The organism is Streptomyces sp. ADI95-16 (assembly GCF_003721495.1).
GTDB classification, from domain to species: Bacteria; Actinomycetota; Actinomycetes; order Streptomycetales; family Streptomycetaceae; genus Streptomyces; species Streptomyces goshikiensis.
The window spans coordinates 670,124-696,473 of record NZ_CP033581.1; the positions used below are offsets into that span (position 1 = coordinate 670,124).

Below are 26,350 nucleotides of genomic sequence, written 5' to 3' on the forward strand. Positions count from 1 at the left end.
CGGTGTGCCCGGGGATCGGCGGTGATCCCCGGGCACGGCCGGGCGCAGGTCAACTGGCCCGGGCGCCCCGGCGGGTCAGCGCCTGCGGTCCACCACGGCCCGCAGCTTTCCGCTCGTCGGCGTGCGCTCCAGGGCGGCTCCGTCCACCAACTCGACGGTGAAGTCGAGCAGGTTCTCCGTCACGGCCGAGCGCACCTCCGGGTAGGCGGCGAGGAAGGCCTCGCGCGCCGCGGCCGGTTCGGGGGCGTGGGTGCGTTCCATCCGGAGGGTGAGGGCCTCCCGGGCGGCTCCGCCGGTCAGGACGGCCTGCATCTCGCCGACGTAGCGCAGTCGTTCCTCCGCCACGGCCACGAAGCGGCGGTAGTTGAGGAAGTACGTCGCCACCCGCATCACCTCGCCGAGCCTGCCGAGCAGTTCGAAGCGCGGGGCGTGGCTGCCGCAGGCGCAACGGCCGGGCAGGGCGCGGCCGAGGTCGCCGATGACGTAGCGGTCGAGGTGCTGGCCCCGGCGGGCGCGGGTGGTGAAGACGAGCCGGCCCGTCTCCCCCGCTGCGACGGGGCGGTCCTCGTCGGCGTCGAGGATCTCCAGCGTGTGCAGGTCGGCGTGGAGGTGGTGGACGCCACCGCTGCTCTCGGTGCACTGGTAGCCGAGGGGGCCGAGGTCGGTGCTGCCGTAGGTGATGGAGTGGATGACCTCGATGCCGAAGCTCTCGGTGAGGGTGCGGCGCTGTTCCTCGGTGAAGTGCTCGCCGCCGTAGTAGATCTTGCGCAGGCCGCCGTAGGAACGCAGGCGCTCGCCCTCCTCGTGGAGGAGCTGCCAGAGGTACGAGGGCATGCCGAACAGGGTGTCGACCTCGTACGCGACGATCATCTCGGCGGTGGCCCGGTGGTCGGGGCCGGCGGCCATCGGCATCTGCACGCCGCCCAGGCGTTCCAGGATGGAGAAGAAGCTGATGAACCCGCCGTACATGCCTCCGCAGTAGAAGAGGTTGGCGGTGCGGTCGCGGGCCGGGTCGTAGCCGGCGGCGAGCAGGCCGCGGGCGGCGGCGTGCATCTGCGTGTCGTAGTCGTCGTAGGTGAAGAGGGACAGGGCGGGGGTGCCGGTGCTGCCCCCGCTGCGGAAGTACAGTTCGGCGTCGCCGCGGTCGACGCCTCGGTTGAGGTCCTGGACGGCGGCCTTGTCGAGCAGCGGCCCGGCGGGGCGCGGGAAGGCCACCGGGCGGGCGAGGTCGTCGAGGCAGGCGGTGGCGGCGAAGCGCGCGTCGGTCTGGACGGCGACGCGGCGGCTGTAGCGCTGGAGGGCGTAGACGCCGTCGTGCGGTTCCCCGGCGTATCCCGCGGTCATGGCGCCGAGGGGGGTGACACGGGTGGCGCCGGCGGCCAGGACCAGCGCGGAGAGCTCGGCGATGTCGGTGCGGCTGCCCGCGATGCCCGCCGTCTGGAGGTAGCGGCGCATGGGGCGCAGCGTGGCGATGAGGTTCTTGCGGGGCAGCGGCTTGACCCAGACGGTGCGGTGCAGCGGTGAGGCGGTCAGCGCCGGGCGGGTGTCGGCGATGACGCGCCAGGTGCCGTCGGGGGCGGCGAGGACGCGGGTGAAGCCGAGGTGTTCCTCCAGCCGGGCGAGGTGCTCGGTGGTGGTGAGCTCGGCGTACTCGGCCGGGTCGAGCTCCTCTTCGGCGGGTGCCGGCCGCGCGGCGAGGGCCGCGGCGAGGCGGTCGGCGAACGCGTGGAGTTCGCCGGTGTCCTCGGTGTCGAGGTAGACGACCTGGGGGCTGGAGCAGGCCTGCTGCTCGAAGAGGCAGATGTCCTCGGCCAGGCCGGCCAGGGCCCTCTCGTCCGCCCAGGCGTCGGCCGTGAGGTAGCCGAAGGAGATCTTGTGCCCCCACTCCACCAGTCGGCAGCCGGCCGGGACGTGGGCGGCGACGCCCTCGACGGCGGCCTCGCCGCCCCAGACCGCGACGGCGTCGGCGGGCGCGCACATCAGCCGCAGCCAGTCCTCGCGGGAGGAGGGGAAGCGGAGCACGATGACGCGCTCGGCGAGGGCGCCGGTCGGGTCGAGCGCGGCGAGTTCGGCGAGCAGGTGCTGGGCGAGGAGGGTGTCGGCGCCGCTGGTCTTGAGGACGTTGACGTTGCCGGCGAGGAGCCCCTCGACGAGGCTGAGCGGGGCGACGGTGGCGGCGTTGCCGGGGGCGATGTGGGCGACCAGGCCGACGGGCGCCCAGGCCTCGTAGACGGTCTCCTTGGCGTCGGGCCGGTTCAGCCGCTGCGGGGCGGTGCCGCCCAGTTCGCGGCGGAGTTTGCGGGTGAGCGCGCCGCGGCCGAGGAACGCGGCGAGCTCGCCGAGGAGTTCCTCGGTGTCCGCTTCGCCGCCGGCGGGCAGGTGCGGGGCGAGGCGGGCCCGTACGGGGTGGGCGGGGTCGGCGAGGGCGTGGGAGAGGGCGTCGCAGGCGGCCAGGACGGTCTCGGTGTCCAGGGGCGCGGCGAGCACGGCCTCGACGGCGGCGGGCAGGGTGGCGAGGCGGCGGGCGGCCTCCTCGTCGCCGATGAAGGTGCCCTGCCAGTAGTGGTGGTGGGTGGTGGTGTCGGTCATGACATTCCCTTCATCAGTTCGGCGGCGGCCACGGCACAGCTGCGGTTGCGGCTGACGCCGGCGCGGCCGTGGATGGTGAACCACGGGGTGGTCAGCTCGCAGCCGCACTCCTCCCCCGGGTGGAGCGAGGCCAGGTCGCCCATGACGACGCTCTGCGCCGGTACGGAGGTGATGTACGGGGACACCAGGTGCAGGTAGCCGCGCTCGCCGTACGGGAGGGGCTCCAGGGTGCGGGTGGAGCGGATGAACACGCGTGACCAGACGGGCGCGTGGAGGTTGTGGTGCGAGCACTCGATGTACGGGATGCAGTGCTCGACCGAGCCGAAGGTGTCCCGGATCCGCTCGGAGGGGACCCCCAGTTGCTCGGTGACCCGGGCGTACAGCTCGTGCTTGCCGATCTGCCGGTCGGTGTGGCCCTTCCAGCCGCCGCCGAGGATGATCAGGGAGCCTTCCGGCAGCTCCAGCGGCGCCATGCCGAGGGCGCGCATCCGCTCCAGGGTGAACCAGAGGAAGGCGGGGAAGCCGAGGATGCGGACGGGGACGTCGTCCTCGGCGAAGCGGCGCAGTGCGGCGACGCAGCCGAAGGGGTCGAACTCGTGCCCGTTGCCGGTGTTGCGCAGCGCGTACTCGACCTGCCGGGCCGGGGCGAAGTCGCACAGGTAGTTGTCGGTGAACGAGGTGCCGAGGTTGAGGTCCCGGGCGGGCTCGTAGCTGTAGAGCAGGTAGTTGACCGGCTGGTCGGGGGTGATCCAGCCGTTGTGGTCGAAGATGCGGGCGACCATGCGCTGCGCGGAGCGGATGGTCCACTCGTCGAAGAACATCTGCGACTTCTGTCCGGTGGTGCCGGAGGAGGTCAGGTGGAGGTGGACCTCGTCCTCGGGTATGGACAGGACCTCGTGGCGCTTGAAGAAGTTCGCGTGCACCAGGGGCGCCCGGTACGGGGCGTCCTGGCGCTCCGCGTCGTGGAGGGCGCGGAAGAACGGGGAGCGGTCGTGGTGCCAGGCGTTGATCTCCGCCATGGCGGCGGTGAACAGCTCCTCCTCGGCGGGGCCGCTGGTGTAGGGCAGCGTCAGGTCGCAGAGTTCCTGTACCCGGCCGAGGGCCGCGGCGTCGGGGACGTCGACGGGGGCGAGATGGGGTTTCGAGGGGGTCATGAAGCAACCTCACGTACGGGCAGATGCGTCGACGCCCAGGCCGACACATAGGAATCGAGGAAGGGCTGGAGCGGCGGGTCGACGACCACGCCGCGGAAGTCGATGTGCTCGGTGGTGCGGGACATCACGACGTAGTCGTGGAAGCCGTCCCCGTCGCGGCGCATGGCCGGGTAGAGGGCTCCGGCGATGAAGCCCTGGGCGGAGAAGGCCGAGAGCGCGGCGTGCTGTTCCAGGGGGACGAGCGCCTCGACGTAGCCGGCTCCGGCGCGGGTGAGGGTACGGGTCACCGGCTCCAGCCAGCCGGCGGCGGCCGCCGGGTCGGGGTGGGCGGTGACCAGGGCGCAGTACCCGCCGGTGCGGTTGAGGTACGCGTACACCTCGAAGGAGCCGTCCTCGGGGGTGAGGAGGATGTTCGGGGTGTGCAGCGGGTAGAACCAGCGCCCGGTGTCGGGGAACTGCGCCCGGAAGCGGCGGCGGACGAAGGCCGGGGCCTCGATGATCTCCAGCGGCGCCGGTGCGAACCCGGTGGGCGCCGGCGGCGACGGTGTGGGCCGGGTGTCCGCGTAGCTGATGTCCAGGCTCACCCCGGCGGTCCGCAGCAGCGGCAGCAGGGAGGCGGGGACCTCGGCGACCGGGACCCGGCGGTCCAGTACTCCGGGCGAGTGACGCGCGTAGAGTGCGAGGCTTTCGCGGCTGCTGAGCTCCACGGCGTTGGGCAGGATGCCCAGCGGGCGGAAGCCGTTGCGGGTCACGACGCGCTGGGGGCCGGCGCTGACGGTCCGTACGGTGGCGTAGACCGAGTCGAGGACGCCGGCGTCGAGGGTGCCGGCGCACAGGGCCTCGGTCAGCTGCCCGGCGAGCCCGGTTCCGCGCTGGTCGGGGTGGACGGCGAGCCCTTCGAGACGGCCGACGCGGCTGCCGGCCTCGCTGTGGATGGCGGCGGATCCGGCGAGGGCTCCGGTACGGGGGCAGCGGGCGACGAGCCAGAGGGTGTGCGCGTCCTGGATGAGACGGGACATCTCGGCGGGGTCGGTGCCGAGGGCCGTGGGGTAGTGCGGCCCGTAGACGGCGTAGTAGAGCTGGCGGAGGTCGGCGATGTCGGCCGGGGTGGCCTGCTCGATGGTGGCGGTCATCGCGCGCCTCCCGGGGCGGCGGTCTCGGCCTCCGGCCGGGTTCCGGGCTGGGGCTCGCCCTCGCCCTCGCCCTCGTTCTCGGTCCCGGACTGGGGCTCGGTCTCGTTCTCGGTCCCGGGCCGGGGGTCGGTCCGCGGTGAGCCGTCCGGCGTGCGGGAGTGCGCGGGCCCGGGCAGCAGGGCCAGGGCGAGGGCGGCGGGCACCAGCCCGGCCGCCTGGATCAGACACAGGGTCTGGGCGGAGAGGTGGTCGCCGAGCATGCCGAAGAGCAGCGAGGCGACCGGGAAGGTCGAGCCGAGGACGGCCTGCATGACGGCGAAGAAGGCGGGCTTGTCGGCGGCCGGGACCAGCCGCTGGAACAGGGCCACGAAGCGGACGCCGATCACTCCGACGCACCAGCCGGCCACGAGCAGGGCGCCCGCGATGACGGGCCGGGCGGCGATCAGGCCGGGGACGGCGAGGGCGACGGCCATCGCGCCCAGCAGCGCGGAGCCGACCGCGGTGGGCCGGCCGGGCACCCGGGCCCCGGTGACGGAGCCGATGAGCGTGCCCACGCCGAGCGAGGCCTCCAGGAGGGCGATGGTGCCGCCGTCCCCGTGCAGCACCGAGGCGGTGTAGAGGGGGATGACGACGAAGACGGCCGTGGTGAAGAGGTTGGCCGCGGTGAAGCAGAGCAGGATGGCACGGACGTACGGCATCGCGCCCAGGATCTGCCGCAGCGTGCGGCGCGGCGCCCGCGCGGCGTCGCCGCCGTCCTCCTCCGGGCTCTCCTCCTCCGGGCCGTCGGCGCCGGGGAGGGCCTCGGCCGGGGTGCGGAAGCGTACGGTCGCGATCAGCAGCGCGGCCGCCGTGTAGGCGACGGCGCAGCCGACGGCGAGGCCGGCCATCCCGGCCTCGTCCACGACGAGGGCGCCGAGCAGGGCGCCGCCGAGGCTCGCCAGTGACTGGGTGGACAGCTCGAAGCCGGTCGCGGCCTCGATGTCCGCGTCGTCCACGAGTTCGGGTACGGAGGTGGTCAGGCAGGGGTCGAAGAAGGCCTGGCAGGTCGCCAGGGCCAGCGCGGCCGCGTAGGCGGCGGCGACCGGCAGGTCGCTCACGCAGGCCCAGCCGGCCAGCGCCGCGGCGGCCGCTCCCGCGCCGCCGGCGGCGGTGCGCAGCAGCGAGCGGTGGGCGGTACGGGCGATGGCGCGGGCGACGAGCGGGGCGAGGGCCACGGCGGGCAGTGTGCTGACGGCCATGAACAGCCCGGCGGCGAAGCCGCCGTCGCCGGAGACGGCGTAGCCGATGAGCCACCAGGAGGTGCCCACCTGGAACATGCGCACTCCGGCCTGGGTGAGCACCTGGCCCAGCCATACGGTTCCGAAGGCGCGGTTGCGCAGGACGAGGGGGAGCCGGCGACCGGCGGCCGGCGTCGGGGTGGTCATGCCGTGGGCCTCTCGTCGATGACGCGGACGAGCTTGCCGGAGCGGGAGTTGACCACCAGGTCGCGGTGGCGGACCCACTCGACGCGCAGCGGGTGGACGTACCCGGCGGCGATGCTGTCGGGGTAGAGCGGCCGGGCGGCGTTCAGCCCGGTGACGACCTCCTCGGCGCAGCCCGCCAGGCCGGCCGGGTCCTGGCCGGGGGCGGTGGCCAGGCGCAGCACCAGGCCGTCGCGGCCGTCCCAGCGGCGTACGACGAGCTGCATGCCCGTGACGCGGCCCTCGAAGTCGGCCTTGGCGACGGCGTCCGTGGCGTCCTGCCAGTACAGCGAGACGGGTCCGACGCGGACGCCTTCCTCGGCGCGGCCCAGGATCCGGAAGGTGCCGCCCTCCGCGCCGGTGTCGGTCCACTCCGCGCGGTCGCCCGCGGGGTAGCGGATGACCGGCATGAGGCGGCGGAAGAGCTGTGTGACGACGACCCGCCCGGGGCGGCCCGGCTCGTGGATCGGTTCGCCGGTCGTCTCGTCGAGGATCTCGACGATGGTCTGCGGGGTGAACGCCCGGTGCGTGCGGGTGTCGGGGCCGGGTACCGGCCGGCCGAGGAGGCCGCCGTCGACGCTGGCGTAGCCGAGCGAGCGGGCTTCGGCATGGGGGAAGGCGGCCGCGAGGAGGCGGCGCTGGTCGGCGAAGAGGGCTTCACCGCCGAAGAACAAAAGCTCGACGCCCGGCAGTTGACGGCCCAGGGAGATCAGGTGCTCGGCGAGGCGGCAGAGGGTGGTCGGCGTACCGGCGACGACGTGCGCGGCGAAGTCTTCGATCGTGGAGAGCGTCGAATCGAGCGGTGCGCCGCCGCCGATGGGCAGCCGGACGTTGGCGACGGGGGCGTTGGCGAGCGAATCCAGGATGAAGAGGAAGCTGGCGTAGAGCTCGCCCGCGTAGAAGAGGTCGGCGACCCGATGGCCGGGCCGCAGTCCCGCGTCGACGAGGCCGGCGCCGAAGGTGGTGACGAACTCCTGCCATTCCTCGCGGGTGTAGTACGAGAAACGCGGTGTCCCCGTGGTTCCGCCCGTCTTGAACGCGACGGCCTCCGCGAGCGGGGCGGTCAGCACCCGGTTGTCGTGCAGGGTGTTGGCTGCCCAGAACGCGTCCTGATCCACCACGGGCAGATCGGTGAGCCGGTCCACCTGGGGCGGCAGGTCGGCGTAGAGGTCGGCATAGAAAGGGGAACAGTCACGGGCGAAGCGCACGAGATCTGAAAAACGCTGGACGGGCATGCTGCCTTTACCTAGAACGGTGAGAGTCGAATTAGTCGGGTGCAGGCGACGAACCGGGGTGTGGCGGTACTCACACTTCCCCTGCCGGTTGATCGGTCAACAATGCATTCCTCGTGCAGAGTTGACGCGACGGATCCCGGCCTGACGCCTGTTCACATGATGAGACAAATGCAACGCACTGCCAAATCGAACGCCCCCGTCTCCGGCCAAACACAGCCGAGTTTCGGCCTACCCGACCGAAATCGATCGGCTGTCCGGAGGAGCGGAAAGAGCAACTCCTGCACTGAACAGCAGAGTTATTCGGCGAAGAGCACCGGGATTTGCCTCAGGGGCGAAACGGCGGGGGCGAGACCAGAATCACTAACGGACCGTTTAGGAATGAGGTGCGGGGCCCTCCGCGGCAGTTGGGCAGCGCGGCGGGCCTCGTGGGTCACCTCCTGGGGTGAAGCCCGTACGAAGCGGAGCGCGGCGGCGGGGCTCCCGAAATAGCGTGGGGCGGGTGGCAGGTCCGTACACGAGCAGGAGCCGCTCATGACCGACATCCGCATCGGCGTTCTCGGGTACGGGCTGCGCGGCAGTCTGGCGCGTACCGCCCACCGGCCGGGCCGCGGGGCGGTCGTCGCCGTCCTCGCCGACCCCGACCCCCGGGCCCGCGCGCGGGCCTCGGCGGACTTTCCCGGCGCGCGGGTCGTCGCCGGGCACCGGGAGGTCGTCGGAGCCGGGGACGTCGACGCCGTCCTCGTGCTCACCCCCGACCACACCCATGCCGACCTCGCCTGCCAGGCCCTGCGCGCGGGCAGGCCCGTCTTCGTCGAGAAGCCCCTCGACATCTCCGTGGAGCGCTGCGACGAGGTCCTGCGCACCGCCCACGAGACGGGGACCCGGCTCTACGTCGGCCACAACATGCGGCACATGCCGGTGGTCCGCCTGATGCGCGACCTGATCGGCCGTGGCGCGATCGGCCGGGTCAGGACGGTCTGGATCCGCCACTTCGTGGGCTACGGCGGCGACTGGTACTTCAAGGACTGGCACGCCGAACGCCGCTGCTCCAACGGCCTGTTGCTACAGAAGGCGGCCCACGACATCGACGTGCTGCACTGGCTGGCCGGCTCCTACGCCGAGGACGTCCAGGCGATGGGCGACCTGATGGTCTACGGGGACATCCCGCACCGCCGTGCCCCCGGCGAGCCCAAGACCGACGACTGGTACACGACCGACGGGCACTGGCCGGCCGGGACGCAGCGCGCCCTCAACCCGGTCATCGACGTCGAGGACGTGTCCCTGCTGAACATGCGGCTCGGCAACGGGGTGCTCGCCGCCTACCAGCAGTGCCACTTCACCCCGGACTACTGGCGCAACTACACCGTCATCGGTGACGCGGGCCGGCTGGAGAACTTCGGCGACGGGCCCGGCGGCGAGATCCGGGGCTGGAACACCCGCCGCTCCGGCTACCGGGCCGAGCCGGACGAGACCCACCCCGTCCCCTCGGCCACCGACGAGGGCGGCCACGGCGGCGCCGACCCGCTGCTGATCGACGAGTTCCTGCGGTTCGTACGCGACGGAGGAGCCACGGACACCTCCCCCGTCGCCGCCCGGATGGCGGTCGCGGCGGGCTGCGAGGCCACCGCCTCGCTGCGCGCCGGCGGCGTCCCGCGCCGGGTGCCCCCGCTGGATCCGGGCCTCGCGGCGTACTTCGCGTCCGGCCAGCCGTCCCGAGCCTCCGGCCCGGCCGGGGCGTAGGACGCCCGGCGCGAGCACCGCGCGCCGGGGTCCGCGCCCCCGCGCTCAGGGCACGATCAGGATCTTCCCGCGGGCCTCGCCCCGGTGGAGCTGGTCGATGGCCTGCGCCGTTTCGGCGAGGGGGCAGGTCCGCTGGATCGCCGGGGTCACCGTGCCGGCCTCGACGTGCTGCCTCAGCACGTCGAGGTCCGCCTTCGACTCCGAGGCCATGAACGGCTTGAGGCTGTGGCGCACGAAGGGGTTCAGCAGGACGGCGCGCAGCACCCGGTCCATGCCGCCGAGCCAGCGGCCGCCGTTCTCGCCGCCGATGAGGACGAGGGTCCCGCGCGGGGTCAGGGCCCGCCGCAGGTGGGTGAGGGTGCGGTTGCCGGCGGTGTCGAGGATCAGGTCGTACGGCCGGTCCCCGTCGGCAAAGTCCTCACGGGTGTAGTCGATCACCTCGTCCGCGCCCAGGGAGCGCACCAGCTCCGTCTTCGTGGTGCTGCACACTCCGGTGACGTGCGCGCCGTGGGCCTTGGCCAGCTGGACCGCGAAGGTGCCGACCCCGCCGGCGGCGCCGATGACCAGGACGCGCCGGCCCGGCTCGACGCGGCCCGCGTCGCGCAGGGCCTGGAGCGCGGTGAGCCCGGAGATGGACAGCGCGGCCGCCTGTTCCAGGGGCAGGCCGGCGGGCTTGAGGGCGAGCTTGTCCTGCGAGGCGATCGCGTACTCGGCGAAGGAGCCCTCGCAGATCCCGAACACCTCGTCCCCCGGGCGCAGTCCGCTCACGCCGTCGCCGACGGCCTCCACGCGCCCGGCGACCTCCCGGCCGCGCACGCGGACCTTGGGCGCGCGCAGCCCGTACCCCATCAGCCGCAGCAGCGGCGGCTGACCGCTCATCAGGTGCCAGACCCCGGCGTCCAGGGCGGCCGCCCGGACGGCTATCAGCACCTCCCCCGGACCGGGCTTCGGCGTCTCGATGTCCCGGAGTTCCAGGACCTCGCTGGGGCCGTACCTGTCCTGCACGATCGCCTTCACGGCGCCGTCCCTTCTTCGTCGGAGTACTGGAAGACCTGCTCAAGCGGCACCGCGAAGACGCGGGCGATCCTGAACGCCGTTTCGAGGGAGGGCGAGTAGCGGCCCTTCTCGATGGCGATCACGGTCTGACGGGTCACACCGATGCGTTCGGCCAGGTCGGCCTGGGTCATCTCCGCGTACTCGAAGCGCAGCACGCGGATCCGGTTCGTGATGCCGGTCGGCTTCACCACGACTGGAACCCCCGCCGGTAGGCGGCGAGTTTGACGGCGGAGCCGAGCACCGCCGAGAGCGCGAAGCCCAGGTAGATGGCGTTGGAGATCCAGAAGTAGTCCGCCTCGGCCATGGCGAGAGCCAGCGCGGCCACGGCGCCGATGACGAGGAAGGACTGCCCGGTGTAGTCACCGAGGCGGGCGATCTCCTTGTCGCGCTCGTCCTTGGCGTCGGCTTCGCCGGGCGAGGCGATCGCGACCGCGATGTTCAGCGCGATGGAGACGGCGATCGCTCCCCCGACCGTCCACAGCAGGGGCGCGATGTAGGCGACCTCTGCGAGAGGCATGCCACCGCCGGACCTGGCCAGTACGACGGCCAGGTAGACGGCGTATCCGGCGATGGCCACCACCCCCATGATCCACGCGCGCTTCTCCTGGAAGGCCACGTCCGCACCCACTCCCATGTAAAACAACTTTGACATGGGAAATGTAAAAGCGATCGAACACGATGTCAAGAATTTCATACACCGCCGAGCGTCAGGGCCGGTGTCCGGATCTGACAGAACGCCGTCATTGCGGCCATCACCGGTGACGGTGAGGATGGACGCATGCCCGCTACCCGCCGCGTCGTCATCGCGGTCTTCCCCGACGTCGACCTCCTCGATGTCACCGGCCCCGCCGAGGTCTTCGCGCTGGCCAACCGGGAGACCGGGGGCACGGCGGGCTACCGGGTGCAGCTCGCCGGCCGCGCGGGCGGCGCGGTCGCCACCTCGGCCGGGGTACGGCTCGTCGCCGACCTCTCCTTCGCGGAGGTCGGCGGGGTGCTCGACACGCTGCTCGTGCCCGGCGCGGTGGACATGCACCCCGGTGGCCCGGTCGCCCGGATCGACCGGGACGTCGTGGAGTGGGTGAAGCGGGCCGCCCCGCAGGCCCGCCGGGTGGCCTCGGTCTGCGCCGGCGCGCACCTGCTCGCAGCGGCCGGGCTCCTCGACGGCAGGACGGCCACCACCCACTGGTCGACCGCCGCCCAGCTGGCCGCCGACCATCCGGCGGTGACCGTGGACCCGGACCCGATCTTCGTCCGGTCGGGGAAGGTCTGGACCGGGGCCGGGATCAGCGCCTGCATGGACCTGGCGCTGGCGCTGGTGGCCGAGGACCTCGGCGAGGAGGTCGCGCTGGCGGTCGCCCGGCAGCTGGTGATGTACCTCAAGCGGCAAGGCGGCCAGAGCCAGTTCTCGGTCCCGCTGAGCCGGCCGCCCGCCTCCCGCCGGGACATCGACGAGCTGCGGATGTTCATCGCCGACCACCTCGACGGCGATCTGTCAGCCGCCGCGCTGGCCGGGCGGATGTGCCTGAGCGAGCGCCACTTCGCGCGGGTGTTCCGCCAGGAGACGGGCACCAGCCCGGCCTCGTACGTCGAAGCCGCCCGGGTGGAGGCGGCCCGGCGCCTGCTGGAGAGCACCGACCAGGCCCTGGACGAGGTCGCGGCCGGCTGCGGGTTCGGCTCCGTGGAAACCCTGCACCGGGCGCTGCGCAAGCAGATCGGCACCAGCCCGGCGGCCTACCGCCGCCGCTTCCGCACCGCCCACTGATTCACCGCCCACTGACTCACCGCCCACTGATTTCACCCTGGGCACGCGCGCCCGCCGTGCGGCTTCGCCATGCCCTTTCCCTGCTTCGCCATGCCCTTCCCCCGTCGAAAGGAACACCTCCCATGACCACCGCTTCCACGACCCTGCGTGACGTGATCGGCCTCGGCAACCAGCTGCCCCGGCTCGCCGACAGCACCCTGATCATGATCGACTTCCAGAACACCTACCGGACCGGCGTCATGGCCCTCGAAGGTGCCGAAGCGGCCCTCACGGCCGGCGCGCGACTGCTGGCCGCCGCCCGGGCCGCCGGCACCCCGGTGGTCCACGTCGTCAACGACGGCGGCGAGAACACCCCGTACGACATCCGCGCCGAGATCGGTGCCATCAGCGCGGAAGTCGCCCCCGTCGACGGAGAGCCCGTCGTGGTCAAGGAACTCCCCAACGCCTTCCACGGCACGGACCTGGAGAAGACCCTGCGGGAGCTGGGATCCGGAACCGAGCTGGTCCTGGCCGGCTTCATGACCCACATGTGCGTGACCTTCACCGCCCAGGGCGCCTTCTCCCTCGGCTACCGGCCCACCGTCGTGGCCGAGGCCACCGCCACCCGCCCGCTGACCGCCCCCGACGGCACGGTGGTCACCGCCGCCGCCCTCCAGACGGCGGCCCTGACCACCATCGGCGACCTGTTCGGCCCCATCGCCCCCACCGTCGGCGATCTCGGCGCCTGACCGCCCGCCGGGTACCGCTCACCGGGGCCGTCCGCCGCCGTCCGTACACCCGGCGCCCGGGCCGGGCACTTCCGGCGGCGGCGTCCCGCGTGCGCGCCCGGCCCTCCCGCGTGAGGCTGGGGAGCGGATCTCGCTACCCGCTCTCCTGGAAAGGCCTGACCTCATGTCCTTCACCCAGCGCAAGGACCTCGGGCTGCTCGCCCTGCGCCTCGGAGCCGGCGGCGTGCTCGTCGCGCACGGTGCGCAGAAGCTCTTCGGCTGGTTCGGCGGAGGCGGCATCGAGGGCACGGCCAAGATGATGGAGCACATGGGCTTCACGCCGCCCCGGGAGAGCGCGATCGCCGCCGGGCTCGGCGAGGCGGGCGGCGGCGCCCTGCTCATCCTCGGGCTGGCGACCCCGGCCGCGGGCGCCGCCGCGGCGGGGGCCATGGCCGGGGCCGTGTCGGTGCACGCACCCGCCGGGTTCTTCGCCCAGGGCGGCGGCTTCGAGTACCCCGCCTTCCTCGGCTTCGTCGCGGCCGCCCTGGGCGTGTCGGGGCCGGGGCGCTACTCGCTCGATCACGCCACGGGACACAGGCTGGACCGGCCGGGCCTCGTGGTGCTGGCCTTCGCGCTCAGCGCGGCCGCGGCGACCGTCGTCGTCAATCGGCGCATCGCGTCGCTCGCCGCCGCCGAACGCTCGGAGGCGGACTCGGCCGACGGCCACAGGAACTCTTGACCGATCGCGAACCGATCGCGCCGGGGCGGCGCCGCGGCCCGGATGCCGGCGCCGCCGCGCTGCCCCGGCGCCGCTCCGGTCCCTCGCGTCACACTGGTCCAGACCTGAGCCTTGACGGTCACTTAGCTCAGCTCTTAAATCATGGGTGAAACAAAGCGGTCGGCATGCTCATCCCCGGCCCTGCGCAGGATCTGATATGTCATGAGCATGACTGGACCGCTCCTCGTCCCCCACACCAGGAAGGGAGAGTCGTGAACCGCTCCCGTCTCCCACGGCTCGTGTCCGCGTTCGCCGTTTCGGCCCTCGCCCTCGTCTCCTTGGCCCCCGGCATCGCCGGAGCCGTCCAGCCCCCGGCCGGGAACGCCGCCGCGGTCCCGGCCGCCGCCATCACCTTCTCCGACGAGTTCGACGGCCCGGCGGGCTCCGCCGTCGACGGCGCCAAATGGCAGGTCGAGACCGGCGACAACGTCAACAATCACGAGCGGCAGTACTACACGGCGGGCAACCGCAACGCCGCCCTCGACGGCCAGGGGCACCTGGTCATCACCGCCCGCCGCGAGAACCCGGCGAACTACGCGTGCTGGTACGGCCGGTGCGAGTACACCTCGGCGCGGCTGAACACCGCCGGCAAGTTCACCACCCGGTACGGACACGTCGAGGCCCGGATGAAGGTGCCGCGGGGGCAGGGCATGTGGCCCGCGTTCTGGATGCTCGGCAACGACATCGGCCAGGTCGGGTGGCCCGCCTCGGGCGAGATCGACGTCATGGAGAACGTCGGCTTCGAACCGGGGACCGTCCACGGCACCCTGCACGGGCCGGGCTACTCCGGGTCCGGCGGCATCGGCGCCGGATACTCGCTGCCGGGCGGGCAGGCCTTCGCCGACGCCTTCCACACCTTCGCCGTCGACTGGTCCCCGAACAAGGTGACCTGGTCGGTCGACGGCACCGTCTACCAGACGCGTACGCCCGCCGACCTCGGCGGCCGCGCGTGGGCCTTCGACAAGCCGTTCTTCCTCATCCTCAACCTGGCGGTCGGCGGCTACTGGCCCGGCGACCCCGACGGCAGCACCCAGTTCCCGCGGCAGCTCGTCGTCGACCACGTGCGCGTCTCGACGGCCGACGCCCCCACGACCGGCGCTGCGATCACCGGAGTCGGCGGCAAGTGCGTGGACGTCGCCGGGGCGGCCACGGACAACGGCACCCCCGTCCAGCTCTACGACTGCAACGGCACCGCCGCGCAACGGTGGACGGTCGCCGGTGACGGCACCGTCAGGGCGCTCGGCAAGTGCCTCGACGTGGCCTCCGGGGGAACGGCCGACGGCGTCCAGGTGCGCTTGTGGGACTGCAACGGCACCGCCGCCCAGCGGTGGGTCGTGAGCGGGGCTCGCGACATCGTCAACCCCCAGGCGAACAAGTGCCTGGACGCCGTCGGCAACGGCTCCGCCAACGGCACCCGGCTGCAGATCTGGACCTGCACCGGGGCCGCCAACCAGAAGTGGACGGTGACCGCGGCGTAGGACGCCGCAGCGCCCGGCGGCGCCGTCGAGCGCGCCGTCGGGTACCCGGGGAATTCACGCGCGCAGCAAGCTGCGTTGCTGCACGCGCCACATACCGCGCCTGCACTGGGGGGACGCACCTCCTCACCCCCAGGGAGAGCCGTATGCGCAAGTCGACGCACCTCGCCGTCTCGTCCGCCGCCGCCGTCCTCGCCTTCTGCGCGTTCACCGCGCTGGGCACCGTACCGACCACCGGGGCCGCCGCACGGCCGGCCGCGGCCGGGCGCCCGGTGACGGCCGCCGGCCCCGATTCCCCCGCGCTCCCGCTCACCCGGTCGGCCACCTCCACCGTGATCGCCCCCGGGGTGACCGAGACCTCCCTCGTCGTCGGCCGGACCAACACGGCCGACGCCTGGACCGTCCAGGTCAACCAGCCCCTGACCGACGGCGGCCCCTACGACCGAGCCACCGCCGCCCTCGGGCCCAAGGCCCGCGCCGACCGGCTGGCCGCGGCCCTGCGGGCCAAGGGCTACGCCCCCCGAGTGGAGGAAATCCGTACTCCCGCCTACGCCGACCGCCCGGCCGGCACGCTCGGCTGGACGGTGCGGGTCGGGCGGTACGCCGACCGGCCCGCTGCGGCGGACGTGCTCGCCGGGCTCGCCAGGGCCGGGTTCGCCGGGGAGAACCGGTACACGGCCCAGGACGGCACGGATCCCGAGGCCCTCCAGCGGGTCTTCGTCCTGCGCGTGGACTTCAAGCAGTTCACCGGCCGGGTCGACAGCGACTTCGGGCCGAGCGTCGACGCCACCGAGCACCTGACCGACCTGGTGACCGGCACCCGCGCGCTGGCAGGCATCAACGCCCAGTGGTCCGCGGACAGCGGCGCGCCGCTCGGCCTGTACGTCAAGGACGGCCGGCTGCTGAGCGCCGCCACCCAGGGCCGCGGCGGGGTCCGGATGGCACGCGGCGGGCGGGAGCTGGACGTCGACACGTATACGACGCGGATCACGGTCAGCGCGGGTGGCGCCACCCGGGAGATCGACGGCATCAACCGGATTCCGGGCGAGATCTGGAACTGCGGGGGCGTCGGTGGTGACCAGCCGACCGAGCACCCCCAGCAGGACTTCAAGTGCACCGACGACAGCGAGCTCGTCCGCTTCACCTCCGACTGGACCACCCCGCCGACCGGAGCGGGCGCCGAGGTGGTCCTGGACCGCGACGACCGCGTGACCGCGGTGAACCGCACCCGCGGGGCCAAGCCGCCCGCGGGCGGCTCCACCATCCAGGGCATCGGCGAGGGCGCCCAGTGGCTGATCGGGCACGCGCGTACCGGCGCCCGGCTGGGGATCACGCAGCGCGTCCTGGACGGCGGCGGGCACGACGTCCCGCTCACCGCCGACACCACGATCCTCCAGGTCGGCCCGACGCTGGTCCGGGACGGCCTCGTCTCGGTGAACGCCGTCGGCGACGGGATCATCCGCGAGGGGATCGACCAGACGCACACCTACAACTGGGTGGTCCGCGGCAACCCGCGCTCCATGGTCGGCGTCGACGACCAGGGCCGCCTCCTGCTGGTGGTCGTGGACGGCCGCCAGGTCGGCTGGAGTTCGGGCCTGAGCATCACGGGTGGCGCGGAGCTGATGAAGTCGCTGGGCGCCCGGGAGGCGCTGAACCTCGACGGCGGCGGATCGAGCGTGATGGTCACCACCGGCTCGGGCATCGTCAACCGCCCCTCGGACACCACGGGCCAGCGGTCGCTGAGCAACGTCCTGCTGGTACGTCCGAACGCGGCCGGCCGCTGACGCACGGGGCCGGGGTCGGGGCCGGCCGCTCACCCGAGCGTCTGCCGGTCCCCGCCCTGCGGCTTCCGGCGGGGGCCGGCGACCGACTCGGCGAGGAGCCGGCGCCCGGCCGGGGTGGTGAGGACGCCGCGCAGGGCGGTGTCCCGTACGGCCCGGGCGGGGGCCGAGCGCAGGGTCCAGGCGCGGGTGGCGAGGTCGGTGCGGGCGAGTACGCCCAGGGCGTCGGCGCGGCGGGCGCGGCGCCAGGCCGCGAGCCCCTCGGCGTCGGCCGCGCGGGGCAGCGCGGCCGCGAGGGAAACGGCGTCCCGCAGGCCGAGGTTGAGCCCCTGGCCGCCGACCGGGCTGCACACGTGCGCGGCGTCGCCGATCAGCAGCACCCGTCGGCTCCCGTGGTCCGCGGCGAGGCGCCGCCCGGTGCGGAAGGTACTCGTCCAGCGGCATTCGCGGACGGCAGCCGTCCATCCCCGGGCCGCCGCTTCGGCGGCGAGCGCCGCCGGGGTGGCCGCGCCGCCGGGCGCGGGGCCGTCCGGCAGGTGGAGCACCACCCGGGCCCACCCGTCGAGGTGCATCGGCAGCACCACCAGGAGGCCGCGCGGGCCGCCGACCATGTGCACGCGCGCCGGGTCGAGCGAGGGGGCTTCGACACGGAGGTCGGCGAGCTGCCACGTACCGGCGTAGGTACGGCCGCGGAACGGCGTACCGGACAGGGCGCGGAGCGTGCTCGCCGCGCCGTCGGCCGCCACCACCCAGCGGGCGCGCAGCGGTTCGAGGGCGTCGGAGCGTACGGTGACGCCGTCGGCGTCCTCGTGGACCGAGCTCACGGCCGCGGAGCGGTGTACGCGCACCCCCGCGCACTCGGCCTCCGACGTCCACGTCCAGGTCCGCGCCCCGGTCCGCGCCCGCGTCAACCGCCATGCTAGGCCGCGGGTTCCAGGAGCTGGGGGCCGTTGTTGCGGACGCTGTTGACCGCAGTCGACACCGCGGTCGCCCGCAGGCGGCCGTCCGCGGGGGTGTGGAGCAGCGCGCGCAGGTCGTGGGTGTCCTGGTGGGCGGGGTCGAGCCAGGCCTCGAAGTCGTCCGGGTGCAGGGCGAGGGGCATCCGGGGATGGATCCGGCCGGCCTCGTCGGTGGCCTCGGTGGTGATGATCGTGGCCGTGATCAGCCATGCCTCGGGGGCGTCCGCGTCCGGTACGGCCGGGTCGCGCCAGAACTCGTACAGGCCTGCCATCGCCATCACCGCGCCGTCCTCGGGGGTGATGAAGTACGGCTGTTTGTAGGCCTTGGCCGTGTCGGTGGCGGGGACCGGCACCCACTCGTAGAAGCCGTCCGCCGGCAGCAGACAGCGGCGTTTGGCGAAGGCCCGGCGGTACGCCGGCTTCTCGTGCACCGTCTCCACACGGGCGTTGATCATGCGGGAGCCGACGCCCGGATCCTTCGCCCACGACGGCACGAGACCCCACCGCACCGCGCGCAGCCGGCGCTCCACCTCGCCGCTGTTGTGGTCGGGGCGCTCGGTGACGGCCCACACGGGGTCCGTCGGGGCCACGTTCCAGCTCGCGGCCAGGGTCTCGTCGCTGTCCCACTGGGCCCGGAACAGGTCCGCGAGGTCGCCCGGGGCTCGGGAAGAGGCATATCGGCCGCACATGGCGCCATTCTCCCACTCCCGCTCGACGGAGCGCTTACAACGGGTCGCCCAGCGGCCCGAACCGCTCCACGAGGTGCTCGGCCCAGTGGGCGGCGAAATCGGGCCGGCTCCCGTCCGTGTCGGTGAATCCGTACTCCTCGTAGAGGTCCCACGTCGCCAGCGCGCGGCCGGATTTGGCGATGACGTCCGGATCGGCGGCCAGCGCGGCGACGGCGCGGCCCAGGTACGCGGGGCTCTCGGAGTGGGCGAAGTCCGGGTCCTTGGCCGCGCCGTCACGCCAGGTGGCCTCGGTGACGCCGAAGTGCTCCAGCACGGCCTCGGAGCGCAGGAACCCCGGAGTGAGGGCCACGGCGGTGACGCCGTGCGGCTTCAGCTCGGCGGCCTGGGCGACGGCGAGCCGGATCACCGCGGACTTCGCCAGGTCGTAGAAGAACGAGCCCCGGTAGCGGGCCGTGTTGCCGTCGGTGACCTCGACCACCAGACCGCTCCCCCGGGCGACCATCAGCGGGAGCGCGTACCGGCTGGTGATGACGTGGGTCTCCACGGCCTGCCGCAGCAGGCGCAGGCCCTGCTCCAGGTCCTGCTCCCACAGCGGGTGTTCCCAGTCGGTGAGCGGGTCGCCGCCCCACACGGAGTTGACGAGGACGTCGAGCCGCCCGTCCTGCTCGGCCGCGATCCGCTCGGTCAGGGCCCGGACGTCCGCCGGGTTGCCGTGGTCGGTGCGGACCGGGATGCCGAGCCCGCCGGCCTCGGTCACCCGCGCGGCGGTCTCCTCGATGGTCTCCGGGCGGTCCAGGTCGGAGCGCCCGGCCGTGCTGCTGCGGCCGGTGACGTACACGGTCGCGCCGGCGGCGCCGAGCTGGACGGCGATGCCGCGGCCGCCGCCCCGGGTGCCGCCGGCGACCAGCGCGACCTTCCCGGCGAGTGGGGGTGTCCCGATCGTCATGTGCGTGCCCTCGTCCCCGTTCGTGTTCACGTTCACGCTCGTGCCCTCGTCCTCGTTCGCGTTCTCGTTCGCGGCCGGCTCCGGGCGGTCACGCGTTTCGGTCACCGGCCGCGGTGTGGGGGCCCAGTACGGCGTCGAGCTCGTGCCGGACCCGCTCGGCGAGGGTGCCCCGGCGGTCCAGGGCCCAGCTCAGGGCCGCCCCGGCGGCGATGGCCTGCACCGTTCCGGCGAGGGAGGCGGTGTCCGCCCCGGCGCGCAGTTCGCCCCCGGCGGCGGCCTCCGCGAGCAGCCGCTCGATCGCCCGGCGCTGGGCCCGGTGGACGTCGAGGGCCCGCGCGTGGAGCTCCGGGTCCGTGAGGTCCGCGCACAGGGCGGCCAGGTGGTTGGCGAAGGTCTCCGGTGCGTCCAGCGGGGCCGTCCACTCGGTCATCAGGGCCGCGAGCGCCCCGAGCGCGGCTTCGTGTTCCCCGCGCACCCGGTCCGGCAGCGCGTCCGCGTCCTTCACCGACTGGTCGGCGAGGGCCAGGATCAGCCCCCGCTTGGACCCGAAGCGCTGCACGAGGGTGCCGGGCACCAGCCCGACCTCCCGGGCGACCGCGGCGAGGGTCAGACCCGAGGGGCCGACCCGCCCGAGCACCTCGGTCGCCGCCCGCAGGATCACCGCGTCTTCGACCCCTCGCGGACGTCCGACCACGGCCACCACTCCCTCATCAATTAATAACTGCCTGTTCATTTATTAAAGCGGCCGATGCGCCTTCGGGCAAGGGCAGGACAAGGACCGGCCGCGGCCCGTGCCGCACGGGCTCCGTCGGCTCAGCGGGTGCGGGGTACGCCCGGATGGGGGAAGCTGGGCATGATCGCCGCACCGACGGCGGGACGGACCGCACGAGGAGGTCTCATGGACGCTGCAGGAGACGGCGCTTTCGCTCCCCCACTCCGATCCCGGCCCAGGGCCCGCACGACGTTCCTGCTCTGCGCGGCCGCGGCCTTGGCGGCGGGCACCGTACCCGCCTCCGCACAGACCCGGATCGCCCCGGAGCCGGAGCCGGTCGTGATCCTCGACTGCTTCTCCAAGGCCCACGTACAGCCCGAGGAGTACCTGCTGGCCTGCGGCGACGGCAACAGCCGTCTCGTCCGGCTCCAGTGGGACAAGTGGGGATCGAGGAACGCGACGGCCACCGGGACCAACCTGGTGAACGACTGCCGCCCGTACTGCGCGGCCGGCCGCTTCCACCCGTACCCGGTCACCGTGACCCTCAGCAACCCGAAGCCCTGGCCCGACCACCCCGACGTCCAGCGGTTCACGACGATCCGGCTCCTCTACACCGACGCGGCGCCGGCCCCCGTGCCCAAGGACGTGACGTTCAAGCTCTTCCCCTGAACGAGCCCCTTGACGGGCAGCGGCGCGCGTTGACACCGAGAAGTGTGAGTGGTTTATTACTCACATGAACACGGAACGACGACGACAACTCTCCTCGGCCGAGGAGCGCCGCGAGACCGTCCTGCGGACGGCCATCGGCGCCTTCGCGGCGCGCGGCTACTTCGGCACGACGACCACGGAGGTGGCCAAGGCCGCCGGCATCTCCCAGTCGTACGTCTACCGGCTGTTCCCGAACAAGGAGGCACTCTTCACCGCGGTGGTGGAGCACTGCTTCTCCCGGGTCCGGGCCAGCCTCGAAGAGGGCGCCGCGCAGTCGCGGGGCAGCGCCCCGGAGGCCGTGCTGTACGCCATGGGCGATACGTACGCCCGCCTGATCGCGGACAAGGACCTGCTCCTCGTCCTGACCCACGCCCAGGCGGCGGCCGTGTCCGAGGCCGCCGTGCGCGAGGCCGTACGGACCGGATACGCCCGCATGGTGGAGTACGTGCGCGGCGCGTCGGGCGCCGCGGAGAGCGAGATCCAGCGGTTCTTCGCGACCGGCATGCTCTGCCACCTGCTGGTGTCGCTCGACGTCCAGGACGTGGACGCACCCTGGTCGCGGACCCTCTCGGCAGGGGTCCGGCACTACTGACGGGGACGGCGGACGTCGGCCGGGGCATCCCGGACCACGGACCGCCTTCCTTTTGGGCAAAAGAGTGAGTGGTCAACCACACACAGAGGAGCACCGATGTCCAGCACACCGCCCGCCCACGGGCAGGCCACCACCCGCCCCCGAGCGGTCGCCCGGCCCGCGGCGATCCTCGCGGTGCTCGCCTCCGCGCAGTTCGCCGTCGCGCTCAGCACCTCGATCGTGAACGTCGCCCTTCCCTCCGTACGCGACGGGGTCGGACTGTCCGACGCGGGCATGTCCTGGGTCGTCAACTCCTACGGGCTCGCCTTCGGAGCCCTCCTGCTGCTCGGCGGCCGGGCGGCCGACCTCCTCGGCCGCCGGCGCGTCCTGCTGGCCGGCCTCCTCCTCTTCGCCGTGTCGGCGCTCGCCGCCGGGCTGGCGAGCACCCCCTGGACGCTCGTCGCCGCCCGTACCGCCCAAGGGGTCGGCGCCGCCGCCATCGCCCCCGCCGCCCTCTCCCTGGTCATGCGGCTCCATCCGCCGGGGCCCGCCCGTGGCAGGGCCCTCGGCGTCTGGGGCGCCGTGTCCGGGGCGGGCGGCGCGGCGGGGGTCCTACTCGGCGGGGTCCTGACCCAAACCCTGGGCTGGCCCTGGGTGTTCCACGCCTCCGCCATCGGCGCGGCCGTGGTGCTCCTCGCTACGCTGCGCCTCGTCCCGGGCGGCCTGGAGGAAACCGAGCGGGCTCCGGCACGGCTCGACCTGGCCGGCGCGCTGACCGTCACCACCGGACTCGTGGCCCTCGTGTACGGGCTCACGGCCGCCGGCCGCTCCGGCTGGACGGACCCGCTGGTCCTCGGTGCCTTCGGCGCCGCCGCCCTCCTGCTCACCTTGTTCGTGTTCGTCGAGCGGCGCCACCCCGACCCGCTGCTGCCGCTCGGGATCTTCTCGCAGGGCTCCGTCGGCCCCGCCAACCTCGTCATGACGCTGCTCGGTTCGGTCTGGGTCGGCCTGTTCTTCTTCCTGCCGCTCTACCAGCAACAGGTGCTCGGAGCGGGCCCCCTGGAGGCCGGGCTCGCCCAACTCCCGCTGGCGGCGGCCAACATGCTCGGATCGGCGCTGGCGCCCGCCCTCACCCGCCGCGTCGGTGCGTACCGCACCCTCGTCGCGGGCCTGCTGATCCAAGCCGTCGGACTCCTCTGGCTCGCCCGGATCTCCGCCGACGGCACCTTCCTCACCGATGTGCTCGGCCCCATCCTCCTGATCGGCCTCGGCCTCGGCATGGCGTTCGTCCAGCTCACCGGCGCCGCCGTCAGCGGGGTGCGGCCGGCGGACGCGGGGCTGGCCAGCGGCCTGGTCAACACCACCCGCCAGATCGGCGGCTCGGTCGGCCTCGCCGTCCTGGGGACGCTCGCCGCCGCCCGTACCGCCGGAGCCACCGCACTGCCGCACACCGCGGCCCTCACCGAGGGGTACCGCACCGCCTTCCTCGTCTCCGCCGCCGTCCTGGGCGCCGCGGCGGTCCTCAGCCGCCTCCTGGTCCGCGGCGCACCGCGGCCCGAGCGGGACGCCGCCGGCGCGGACCCCCTGCCGCACTCCCCCGACACCTCCGCCAAGACCCGTTGATCACACCATAGAAGGAGCGCACCATCATGAACGAGCCCTACCTGACCGGCCACTACGCCCCCGTCGCCGACGAGATCACCGCCACCGGCCTCACCGTCGAGGGCACCCTGCCGCCCGAACTGACCGGCCGGCTCCTGCGCAACAGCCACAACCCGAAGCCCGGCATCACCCCCACCCACTGGTTCAAGGGCAGTGGCATGGTCCACGGGATCCGGCTCCGGGAGGGCCGTGCCGAGTGGTACCGCAACCGCTGGGTCCACACCCCCGCCCTCGACGGCGCCCCGTACATGACGGAGAAGGGGCCCGATCTGACCGCCAGCACCGCCGGTACCCACGTCATCGAGCACGGCGGCCGGCTGCTCGCCCTCAGCGAGGCCGCCCTGCCGTTCGAGCTGACGGCCGATCTGGAGACCGTGGGGGCGTACGACTTCGACGGGAAGCTGACCTCGGCGATGACCGCCCACCCCAAGGAGGACCCGGTCACCGGCGAACTGCACTTCTTCTCCTCCTCCCCCTTCCCGCCGTTCCTGATCCACCACGTGGCCTCCGCGGACGGGCGGGTACTGGAGAGCCAGGAGGTCCCCGGGGCGAGCGCCGCCCTCAAGCACGACTTCGCCCTCACCGAGCACTGCGTCGTGTTCCTGGAGGGCTCGGTGACCTTCGACCCCGCCGAGCACTCGGGCATCCCGTACGGCTGGAGCGAGGACCAGGTGGCCCGGATCGGGGTGATGTCGCGCGGTGCCGGCGCGGCCCGCGAGATCCGCTGGTTCGAGATCGGACAGGGCTACGGGATGCACTTCGCCAACGCCTACGAGGACAGGTACGGGCGGATCGTCATCGAAGGCCCGTCCGTGGGCCGCGAGGGCTGGCAGCGCTCCTGGAACTGGTGGGTCGGGGCCCCGGACCGCGGCGCCGAGCCCAACTCCGGTTCCCGCGGCCGCCGCTGGACGGTGGACCTGGCGGTCGGGTCCGTCAAGGAGGAGCAGACCGACGACCTCACCGTGGAGTTCCCAACCATCAACGAGGAGTTCCTCGGGCGCGAACACCGCTACCAGTACGCCCTCTCCTTCCCCGACGACCTGGGCATCGGCAACCACGCGCTCGTCAAGTACGACCGCACCACCGGCGGCCGGCAGCTGCGCCCCTTCGGTACGGGACAGCTGCCCAGCGAGGCCGTCTTCGTCCCCGCCGCGGGAGCGGGAGCCTCGGACGAGGACGCCGGGTACCTGCTGACCGTCGTCAGCGACCTGAACGCGAACGCCTCGAAGCTGCTGGTCCTGGACGCCACCGACCTGGCCGTCCCGCCGGTCGCCACCATCCACCTGCCGCGCCGCGTCCCCGCCATGATCCACGGCTCCTGGATCCCGGACGCCACCGCCTGACCCCCGCCGCCGGGCGCGCCGGGCGCGCCCGGCGGGATTTCCCTCCGGGGCGTGTCGAGAATGGGGGGAGGCCTCCGACGTCTCGTGTGAACGGCCCCGAAGGGCCACGAGCAGAAGGAGTGGCACGCCATGAAGTACATGCTGATGGTGCTCGGCAAGCAGGAGGACTACGCCGCCATGGGCGGGGCCGCCGGCGAGGGCGGGACCGCGTGGTCCGAGGCGGACCTCAAGGCGATGTACGCGCACATGGAGGCGATCAACAACGACCTCGCCGAGGCGGGCGAGCTGATCGACGCCGCGGGCCTGGCCTCGCCCCGGCTGGCCCGGCTGGTGACGGCGGACGCCGACGGGACCCCGGTGGTGTCCGACGGCCCCTACGGCGAGGCCAAGGAGGTGCTCGCCGGCTACTGGATCGTCGATGTCGCGGACTTCGCCCGGGCGGCCGAGATCGCCGCGCGGGCCTACCTGTGCCCCGTCCCGGAGGGCGCCCCGGCGTATCCCGTCGTCGTCCAGCCGATCGACGAGGGCCCGACGGTCGAGGCGTGACGGCCGAGACGGTACCGCCCGGACGTGACGGCCGGGACGTGACGGCCCGGACGGTACAGCCCCGCGTGACGGCCGGGACGTGACGGCATGACGGACGGGGCCGGAGATCCGGCCGTACCCATCGAGGACCTGCTGCGCCCGCTGACGCCGCAGGTCCTCGGCGCGGTCGTGCGCCGCTACGGGCATTTCGACGCGGCCGAGGACGCCGTTCAGGAAGCGTTGCTCGCCGCCGCCCGGCAGTGGCCCGGGCAGGGCCGGCCGCGTAACCCGCGCGGATGGCTGATCCGGGTCGCCTCCCGGCGGCTCGTGGACCAGCTGCGGGCCGACGAGGCGCGCAGGCGGCGGGAGTCGCGCGAGCACAGCCTGACGCCCCGCGACGCGTTCACGGTGGCGCCGCCCGGCGAGGACCGCGGCCCCGCCGAGGACGACACGCTCAAGCTGCTGTTCCTCTGCTGCCGGGCCGAGCTCTCGCCGCCCGCGCGGATCGCGCTGACCCTCCGTGCGGTCGGCGGCCTGACCACGGCGGAGATCGCCCGCGCGCTCCTGGTGCCGGAGGCGACCGTCGCCCAGCGCATCAGCCGGGCGAAATGGCACATCAGGGCCTCCGGGGCGCCGTTCGCGCTGCCGCCCGACAGTGAACGCGCCCGGCGCCTGGCGGATGTGCTCCAGGTGCTGTATCTGATCTTCAACGAGGGCTATACGGCGACGTCCGGGCCGGATCTGACGCGGGTGGAACTGTCCGCCGAGGCGATCCGCCTCACCCGCGCGGTACACGCCCTGTTGCCGCAGGTCGGTGAGGTGGCTGGCCTGCTCGCGCTGCTGCTGCTCACCGATGCCCGGCGCGGAGCCCGCACCGGGGCCGACGGCAGCCTGGTCCCGCTCGCCGACCAGGACCGCGCCCGCTGGGACCGCGCCGCCATCGCCGAGGGGGTCGCGCTGGTCAGCGACGCGCTGACGCACACCCGGCTGGGTCCGTACCAGCTGCGGGCCGCGATCGCCGCCGTGCACGACGAGGCGCCGAGCGCGCGGGAGACCGACTGGCCGGAGATCCTCGCCCTGTACGAGGTGCTGATCCGGCTGGTCCCGGGGCCGGTGGAGCTCCTCAACCATGCCGTCGCGGTGGCCATGGTGCACGGGCCGGAGCAGGCCCTCGCGCTCCTCGCCGTACTGGGCGAGGACGACCGGCTGGCCGGGCACCACCGCCTGTACGCGGTGCGCGCCCACCTGTTGGAGAGGGCGGGCGACCCGGTCGCGGCCCGAGCCGCGTACGCCGAGGCGGCGGCGCGGACGCTCAGCGTCCCGGAGCGGCGCTACCTCCAGCTGCGCGCGGCCCGCCTCGGGTAG

Annotated in this window: 24 protein-coding genes; 12 read left to right on the forward strand and 12 right to left on the reverse strand. The window is 73.5% G+C overall.

What is annotated here, in order from left to right; translation table 11 throughout:
• Window positions 1-75 precede the first annotated feature (75 nt).
• From EES41_RS03415 to EES41_RS03435, 5 genes are read right to left on the reverse strand one after another with little or no spacing between them, the layout of a single operon-like run.
• On the reverse strand, window positions 76-2,589 hold the full coding sequence (locus EES41_RS03415) for an acyl-CoA reductase (RefSeq protein WP_302186146.1): 2,514 nt from the start codon (window positions 2,587-2,589) through the stop codon (window positions 76-78).
• Window positions 2,586-3,743 carry an acyl-protein synthase gene (locus EES41_RS03420; RefSeq protein ID WP_123075533.1) on the reverse strand — a complete coding sequence of 386 codons (1,158 nt, stop codon included), beginning with the start codon at window positions 3,741-3,743 and terminating at the stop codon, window positions 2,586-2,588. Before EES41_RS03420 ends, EES41_RS03415 begins: the two co-directional genes overlap by 4 nt.
• The gene (locus tag EES41_RS03425) at window positions 3,740-4,876 is read right to left on the reverse strand and encodes a GNAT family N-acetyltransferase (protein ID WP_123075535.1); all 1,137 of its coding nucleotides are present in this window, start codon (window positions 4,874-4,876) and stop codon (window positions 3,740-3,742) included. The genes EES41_RS03420 and EES41_RS03425 overlap by 4 nt, the downstream gene beginning before the upstream one ends.
• Window positions 4,873-6,300, reverse strand: coding sequence for an MFS transporter (locus EES41_RS03430; RefSeq protein WP_123075537.1), 1,428 nt, complete (start codon window positions 6,298-6,300; stop codon window positions 4,873-4,875). Before EES41_RS03430 ends, EES41_RS03425 begins: the two co-directional genes overlap by 4 nt.
• Complete coding sequence (locus EES41_RS03435) at window positions 6,297-7,571, reverse strand: phenylacetate--CoA ligase family protein (RefSeq protein ID WP_123075539.1); 1,275 nt, start codon at window positions 7,569-7,571, stop codon at window positions 6,297-6,299. Before EES41_RS03435 ends, EES41_RS03430 begins: the two co-directional genes overlap by 4 nt.
• A gap of 531 nt (window positions 7,572-8,102) precedes the next feature.
• Between EES41_RS03435 and EES41_RS03440 the strand changes: the two genes are divergently transcribed.
• The gene (locus tag EES41_RS03440) at window positions 8,103-9,311 is read left to right on the forward strand and encodes a Gfo/Idh/MocA family protein (protein WP_123075541.1); all 1,209 of its coding nucleotides are present in this window, start codon (window positions 8,103-8,105) and stop codon (window positions 9,309-9,311) included.
• A gap of 45 nt (window positions 9,312-9,356) precedes the next feature.
• Here EES41_RS03440 and EES41_RS03445 read toward each other — a convergent pair whose 3' ends face one another.
• Genes EES41_RS03445 through EES41_RS03455 form a run of 3 tightly spaced genes read right to left on the reverse strand, consistent with a single transcriptional unit; the run spans window position 9,357 to window position 11,019 of the window.
• On the reverse strand, window positions 9,357-10,328 hold the full coding sequence (locus EES41_RS03445; protein ID WP_123075543.1) for an NAD(P)-dependent alcohol dehydrogenase: 972 nt from the start codon (window positions 10,326-10,328) through the stop codon (window positions 9,357-9,359).
• The gene (locus EES41_RS03450; protein ID WP_367995808.1) at window positions 10,325-10,540 is read right to left on the reverse strand and encodes a helix-turn-helix transcriptional regulator; all 216 of its coding nucleotides are present in this window, start codon (window positions 10,538-10,540) and stop codon (window positions 10,325-10,327) included. The genes EES41_RS03445 and EES41_RS03450 overlap by 4 nt, the downstream gene beginning before the upstream one ends.
• Before the next feature lie 11 nt (window positions 10,541-10,551).
• The gene (locus EES41_RS03455; protein WP_164495733.1) at window positions 10,552-11,019 is read right to left on the reverse strand and encodes a hypothetical protein; all 468 of its coding nucleotides are present in this window, start codon (window positions 11,017-11,019) and stop codon (window positions 10,552-10,554) included.
• Window positions 11,020-11,145: 126 nt separating this feature from the next.
• Between EES41_RS03455 and EES41_RS03460 the strand changes: the two genes are divergently transcribed.
• The 5 genes from EES41_RS03460 (at window position 11,146) to EES41_RS03480 (ending at window position 16,873) form a co-directional block, all read left to right on the forward strand.
• The gene (locus EES41_RS03460) at window positions 11,146-12,129 is read left to right on the forward strand and encodes a GlxA family transcriptional regulator (protein WP_123075549.1); all 984 of its coding nucleotides are present in this window, start codon (window positions 11,146-11,148) and stop codon (window positions 12,127-12,129) included.
• A gap of 122 nt (window positions 12,130-12,251) precedes the next feature.
• A complete protein-coding gene (locus EES41_RS03465; RefSeq protein WP_123075551.1) occupies window positions 12,252-12,857 on the forward strand; it encodes an isochorismatase family protein in 606 nt (201 codons plus the stop codon).
• Window positions 12,858-13,020: 163 nt separating this feature from the next.
• The gene (locus EES41_RS03470) at window positions 13,021-13,575 is read left to right on the forward strand and encodes a DoxX family protein (protein WP_123075553.1); all 555 of its coding nucleotides are present in this window, start codon (window positions 13,021-13,023) and stop codon (window positions 13,573-13,575) included.
• 251 nt (window positions 13,576-13,826) lie between these two features.
• Window positions 13,827-15,092: a glycoside hydrolase family 16 protein gene (locus EES41_RS03475; RefSeq protein ID WP_123075555.1), complete on the forward strand. Its 1,266-nt coding sequence runs from the start codon at window positions 13,827-13,829 to the stop codon at window positions 15,090-15,092.
• Between the two features lie 143 nt (window positions 15,093-15,235).
• On the forward strand, window positions 15,236-16,873 hold the full coding sequence (locus EES41_RS03480) for a phosphodiester glycosidase family protein (protein ID WP_123075557.1): 1,638 nt from the start codon (window positions 15,236-15,238) through the stop codon (window positions 16,871-16,873).
• 29 nt (window positions 16,874-16,902) lie between these two features.
• On the opposite strand, the gene EES41_RS03485 is transcribed toward EES41_RS03480, so the two are convergent.
• The 4 genes from EES41_RS03485 to EES41_RS03500 form a co-directional block, all read right to left on the reverse strand.
• Complete coding sequence (locus EES41_RS03485; protein WP_123075559.1) at window positions 16,903-17,781, reverse strand: NAD(P)/FAD-dependent oxidoreductase; 879 nt, start codon at window positions 17,779-17,781, stop codon at window positions 16,903-16,905.
• An 8-nt stretch (window positions 17,782-17,789) separates the two neighbouring features.
• On the reverse strand, window positions 17,790-18,518 hold the full coding sequence (locus EES41_RS03490; RefSeq protein WP_123075561.1) for an SOS response-associated peptidase: 729 nt from the start codon (window positions 18,516-18,518) through the stop codon (window positions 17,790-17,792).
• A gap of 34 nt (window positions 18,519-18,552) precedes the next feature.
• Window positions 18,553-19,464: an SDR family oxidoreductase gene (locus tag EES41_RS03495; protein ID WP_123082223.1), complete on the reverse strand. Its 912-nt coding sequence runs from the start codon at window positions 19,462-19,464 to the stop codon at window positions 18,553-18,555.
• Window positions 19,465-19,552: 88 nt separating this feature from the next.
• Window positions 19,553-20,158, reverse strand: a complete 606-nt coding sequence (locus EES41_RS03500; protein WP_216827238.1) for a TetR/AcrR family transcriptional regulator — start codon at window positions 20,156-20,158, stop codon at window positions 19,553-19,555.
• A gap of 204 nt (window positions 20,159-20,362) precedes the next feature.
• On the opposite strand from EES41_RS03500, the gene EES41_RS03505 reads away from it, so the two are divergent.
• From EES41_RS03505 to EES41_RS03530, 6 genes are all read left to right on the forward strand, one after another.
• Window positions 20,363-20,845 carry a hypothetical protein gene (locus EES41_RS03505; RefSeq protein WP_174261644.1) on the forward strand — a complete coding sequence of 161 codons (483 nt, stop codon included), beginning with the start codon at window positions 20,363-20,365 and terminating at the stop codon, window positions 20,843-20,845.
• A 64-nt stretch (window positions 20,846-20,909) separates the two neighbouring features.
• Complete coding sequence (locus EES41_RS03510) at window positions 20,910-21,476, forward strand: TetR/AcrR family transcriptional regulator (RefSeq protein ID WP_123075563.1); 567 nt, start codon at window positions 20,910-20,912, stop codon at window positions 21,474-21,476.
• Window positions 21,477-21,572: 96 nt separating this feature from the next.
• Window positions 21,573-23,078: a DHA2 family efflux MFS transporter permease subunit gene (locus EES41_RS03515; RefSeq protein WP_123075565.1), complete on the forward strand. Its 1,506-nt coding sequence runs from the start codon at window positions 21,573-21,575 to the stop codon at window positions 23,076-23,078.
• Between the two features lie 26 nt (window positions 23,079-23,104).
• Complete coding sequence (locus EES41_RS03520) at window positions 23,105-24,460, forward strand: carotenoid oxygenase family protein (RefSeq protein WP_073777666.1); 1,356 nt, start codon at window positions 23,105-23,107, stop codon at window positions 24,458-24,460.
• A 129-nt stretch (window positions 24,461-24,589) separates the two neighbouring features.
• Complete coding sequence (locus tag EES41_RS03525; RefSeq protein WP_123075567.1) at window positions 24,590-25,006, forward strand: YciI family protein; 417 nt, start codon at window positions 24,590-24,592, stop codon at window positions 25,004-25,006.
• 87 nt (window positions 25,007-25,093) lie between these two features.
• Window positions 25,094-26,350 (forward strand): RNA polymerase sigma factor, encoded by a 1,257-nt coding sequence (locus tag EES41_RS03530; protein WP_123075569.1) that lies wholly within the window; start codon window positions 25,094-25,096, stop codon window positions 26,348-26,350.

Excerpts from the sequence above, each read along its gene's own strand:
- EES41_RS03425 (WP_123075535.1), bottom strand. The coding sequence starts at position 4,876 with ATGACCGCCACCATCGAGCAGGCCACCCCGGCCGACATCGCCGACCTC.
- EES41_RS03455 (WP_164495733.1), bottom strand. The coding sequence starts at position 11,019 with ATGTCAAAGTTGTTTTACATGGGAGTGGGTGCGGACGTGGCCTTCCAG.
- EES41_RS03470 (WP_123075553.1), top strand. The coding sequence starts at position 13,021 with ATGTCCTTCACCCAGCGCAAGGACCTCGGGCTGCTCGCCCTGCGCCTC.
- EES41_RS03515 (WP_123075565.1), top strand. The coding sequence starts at position 21,573 with ATGTCCAGCACACCGCCCGCCCACGGGCAGGCCACCACCCGCCCCCGA.
- EES41_RS03440 (WP_123075541.1), top strand. The coding sequence starts at position 8,103 with ATGACCGACATCCGCATCGGCGTTCTCGGGTACGGGCTGCGCGGCAGT.
- EES41_RS03520 (WP_073777666.1), top strand. The coding sequence starts at position 23,105 with ATGAACGAGCCCTACCTGACCGGCCACTACGCCCCCGTCGCCGACGAG.
- EES41_RS03495 (WP_123082223.1), bottom strand. The coding sequence starts at position 19,464 with ATGACGATCGGGACACCCCCACTCGCCGGGAAGGTCGCGCTGGTCGCC.
- EES41_RS03530 (WP_123075569.1), top strand. The coding sequence starts at position 25,094 with ATGACGGACGGGGCCGGAGATCCGGCCGTACCCATCGAGGACCTGCTG.
- EES41_RS03420 (WP_123075533.1), bottom strand. The coding sequence starts at position 3,743 with ATGACCCCCTCGAAACCCCATCTCGCCCCCGTCGACGTCCCCGACGCC.
- EES41_RS03525 (WP_123075567.1), top strand. The coding sequence starts at position 24,590 with ATGAAGTACATGCTGATGGTGCTCGGCAAGCAGGAGGACTACGCCGCC.
- EES41_RS03510 (WP_123075563.1), top strand. The coding sequence starts at position 20,910 with ATGAACACGGAACGACGACGACAACTCTCCTCGGCCGAGGAGCGCCGC.
- EES41_RS03460 (WP_123075549.1), top strand. The coding sequence starts at position 11,146 with ATGCCCGCTACCCGCCGCGTCGTCATCGCGGTCTTCCCCGACGTCGAC.
- EES41_RS03435 (WP_123075539.1), bottom strand. The coding sequence starts at position 7,571 with ATGCCCGTCCAGCGTTTTTCAGATCTCGTGCGCTTCGCCCGTGACTGT.
- EES41_RS03465 (WP_123075551.1), top strand. The coding sequence starts at position 12,252 with ATGACCACCGCTTCCACGACCCTGCGTGACGTGATCGGCCTCGGCAAC.
- EES41_RS03505 (WP_174261644.1), top strand. The coding sequence starts at position 20,363 with ATGGACGCTGCAGGAGACGGCGCTTTCGCTCCCCCACTCCGATCCCGG.
- EES41_RS03430 (WP_123075537.1), bottom strand. The coding sequence starts at position 6,300 with ATGACCACCCCGACGCCGGCCGCCGGTCGCCGGCTCCCCCTCGTCCTG.
- EES41_RS03490 (WP_123075561.1), bottom strand. The coding sequence starts at position 18,518 with ATGTGCGGCCGATATGCCTCTTCCCGAGCCCCGGGCGACCTCGCGGAC.
- EES41_RS03480 (WP_123075557.1), top strand. The coding sequence starts at position 15,236 with ATGCGCAAGTCGACGCACCTCGCCGTCTCGTCCGCCGCCGCCGTCCTC.
- EES41_RS03415 (WP_302186146.1), bottom strand. The coding sequence starts at position 2,589 with ATGACCGACACCACCACCCACCACCACTACTGGCAGGGCACCTTCATC.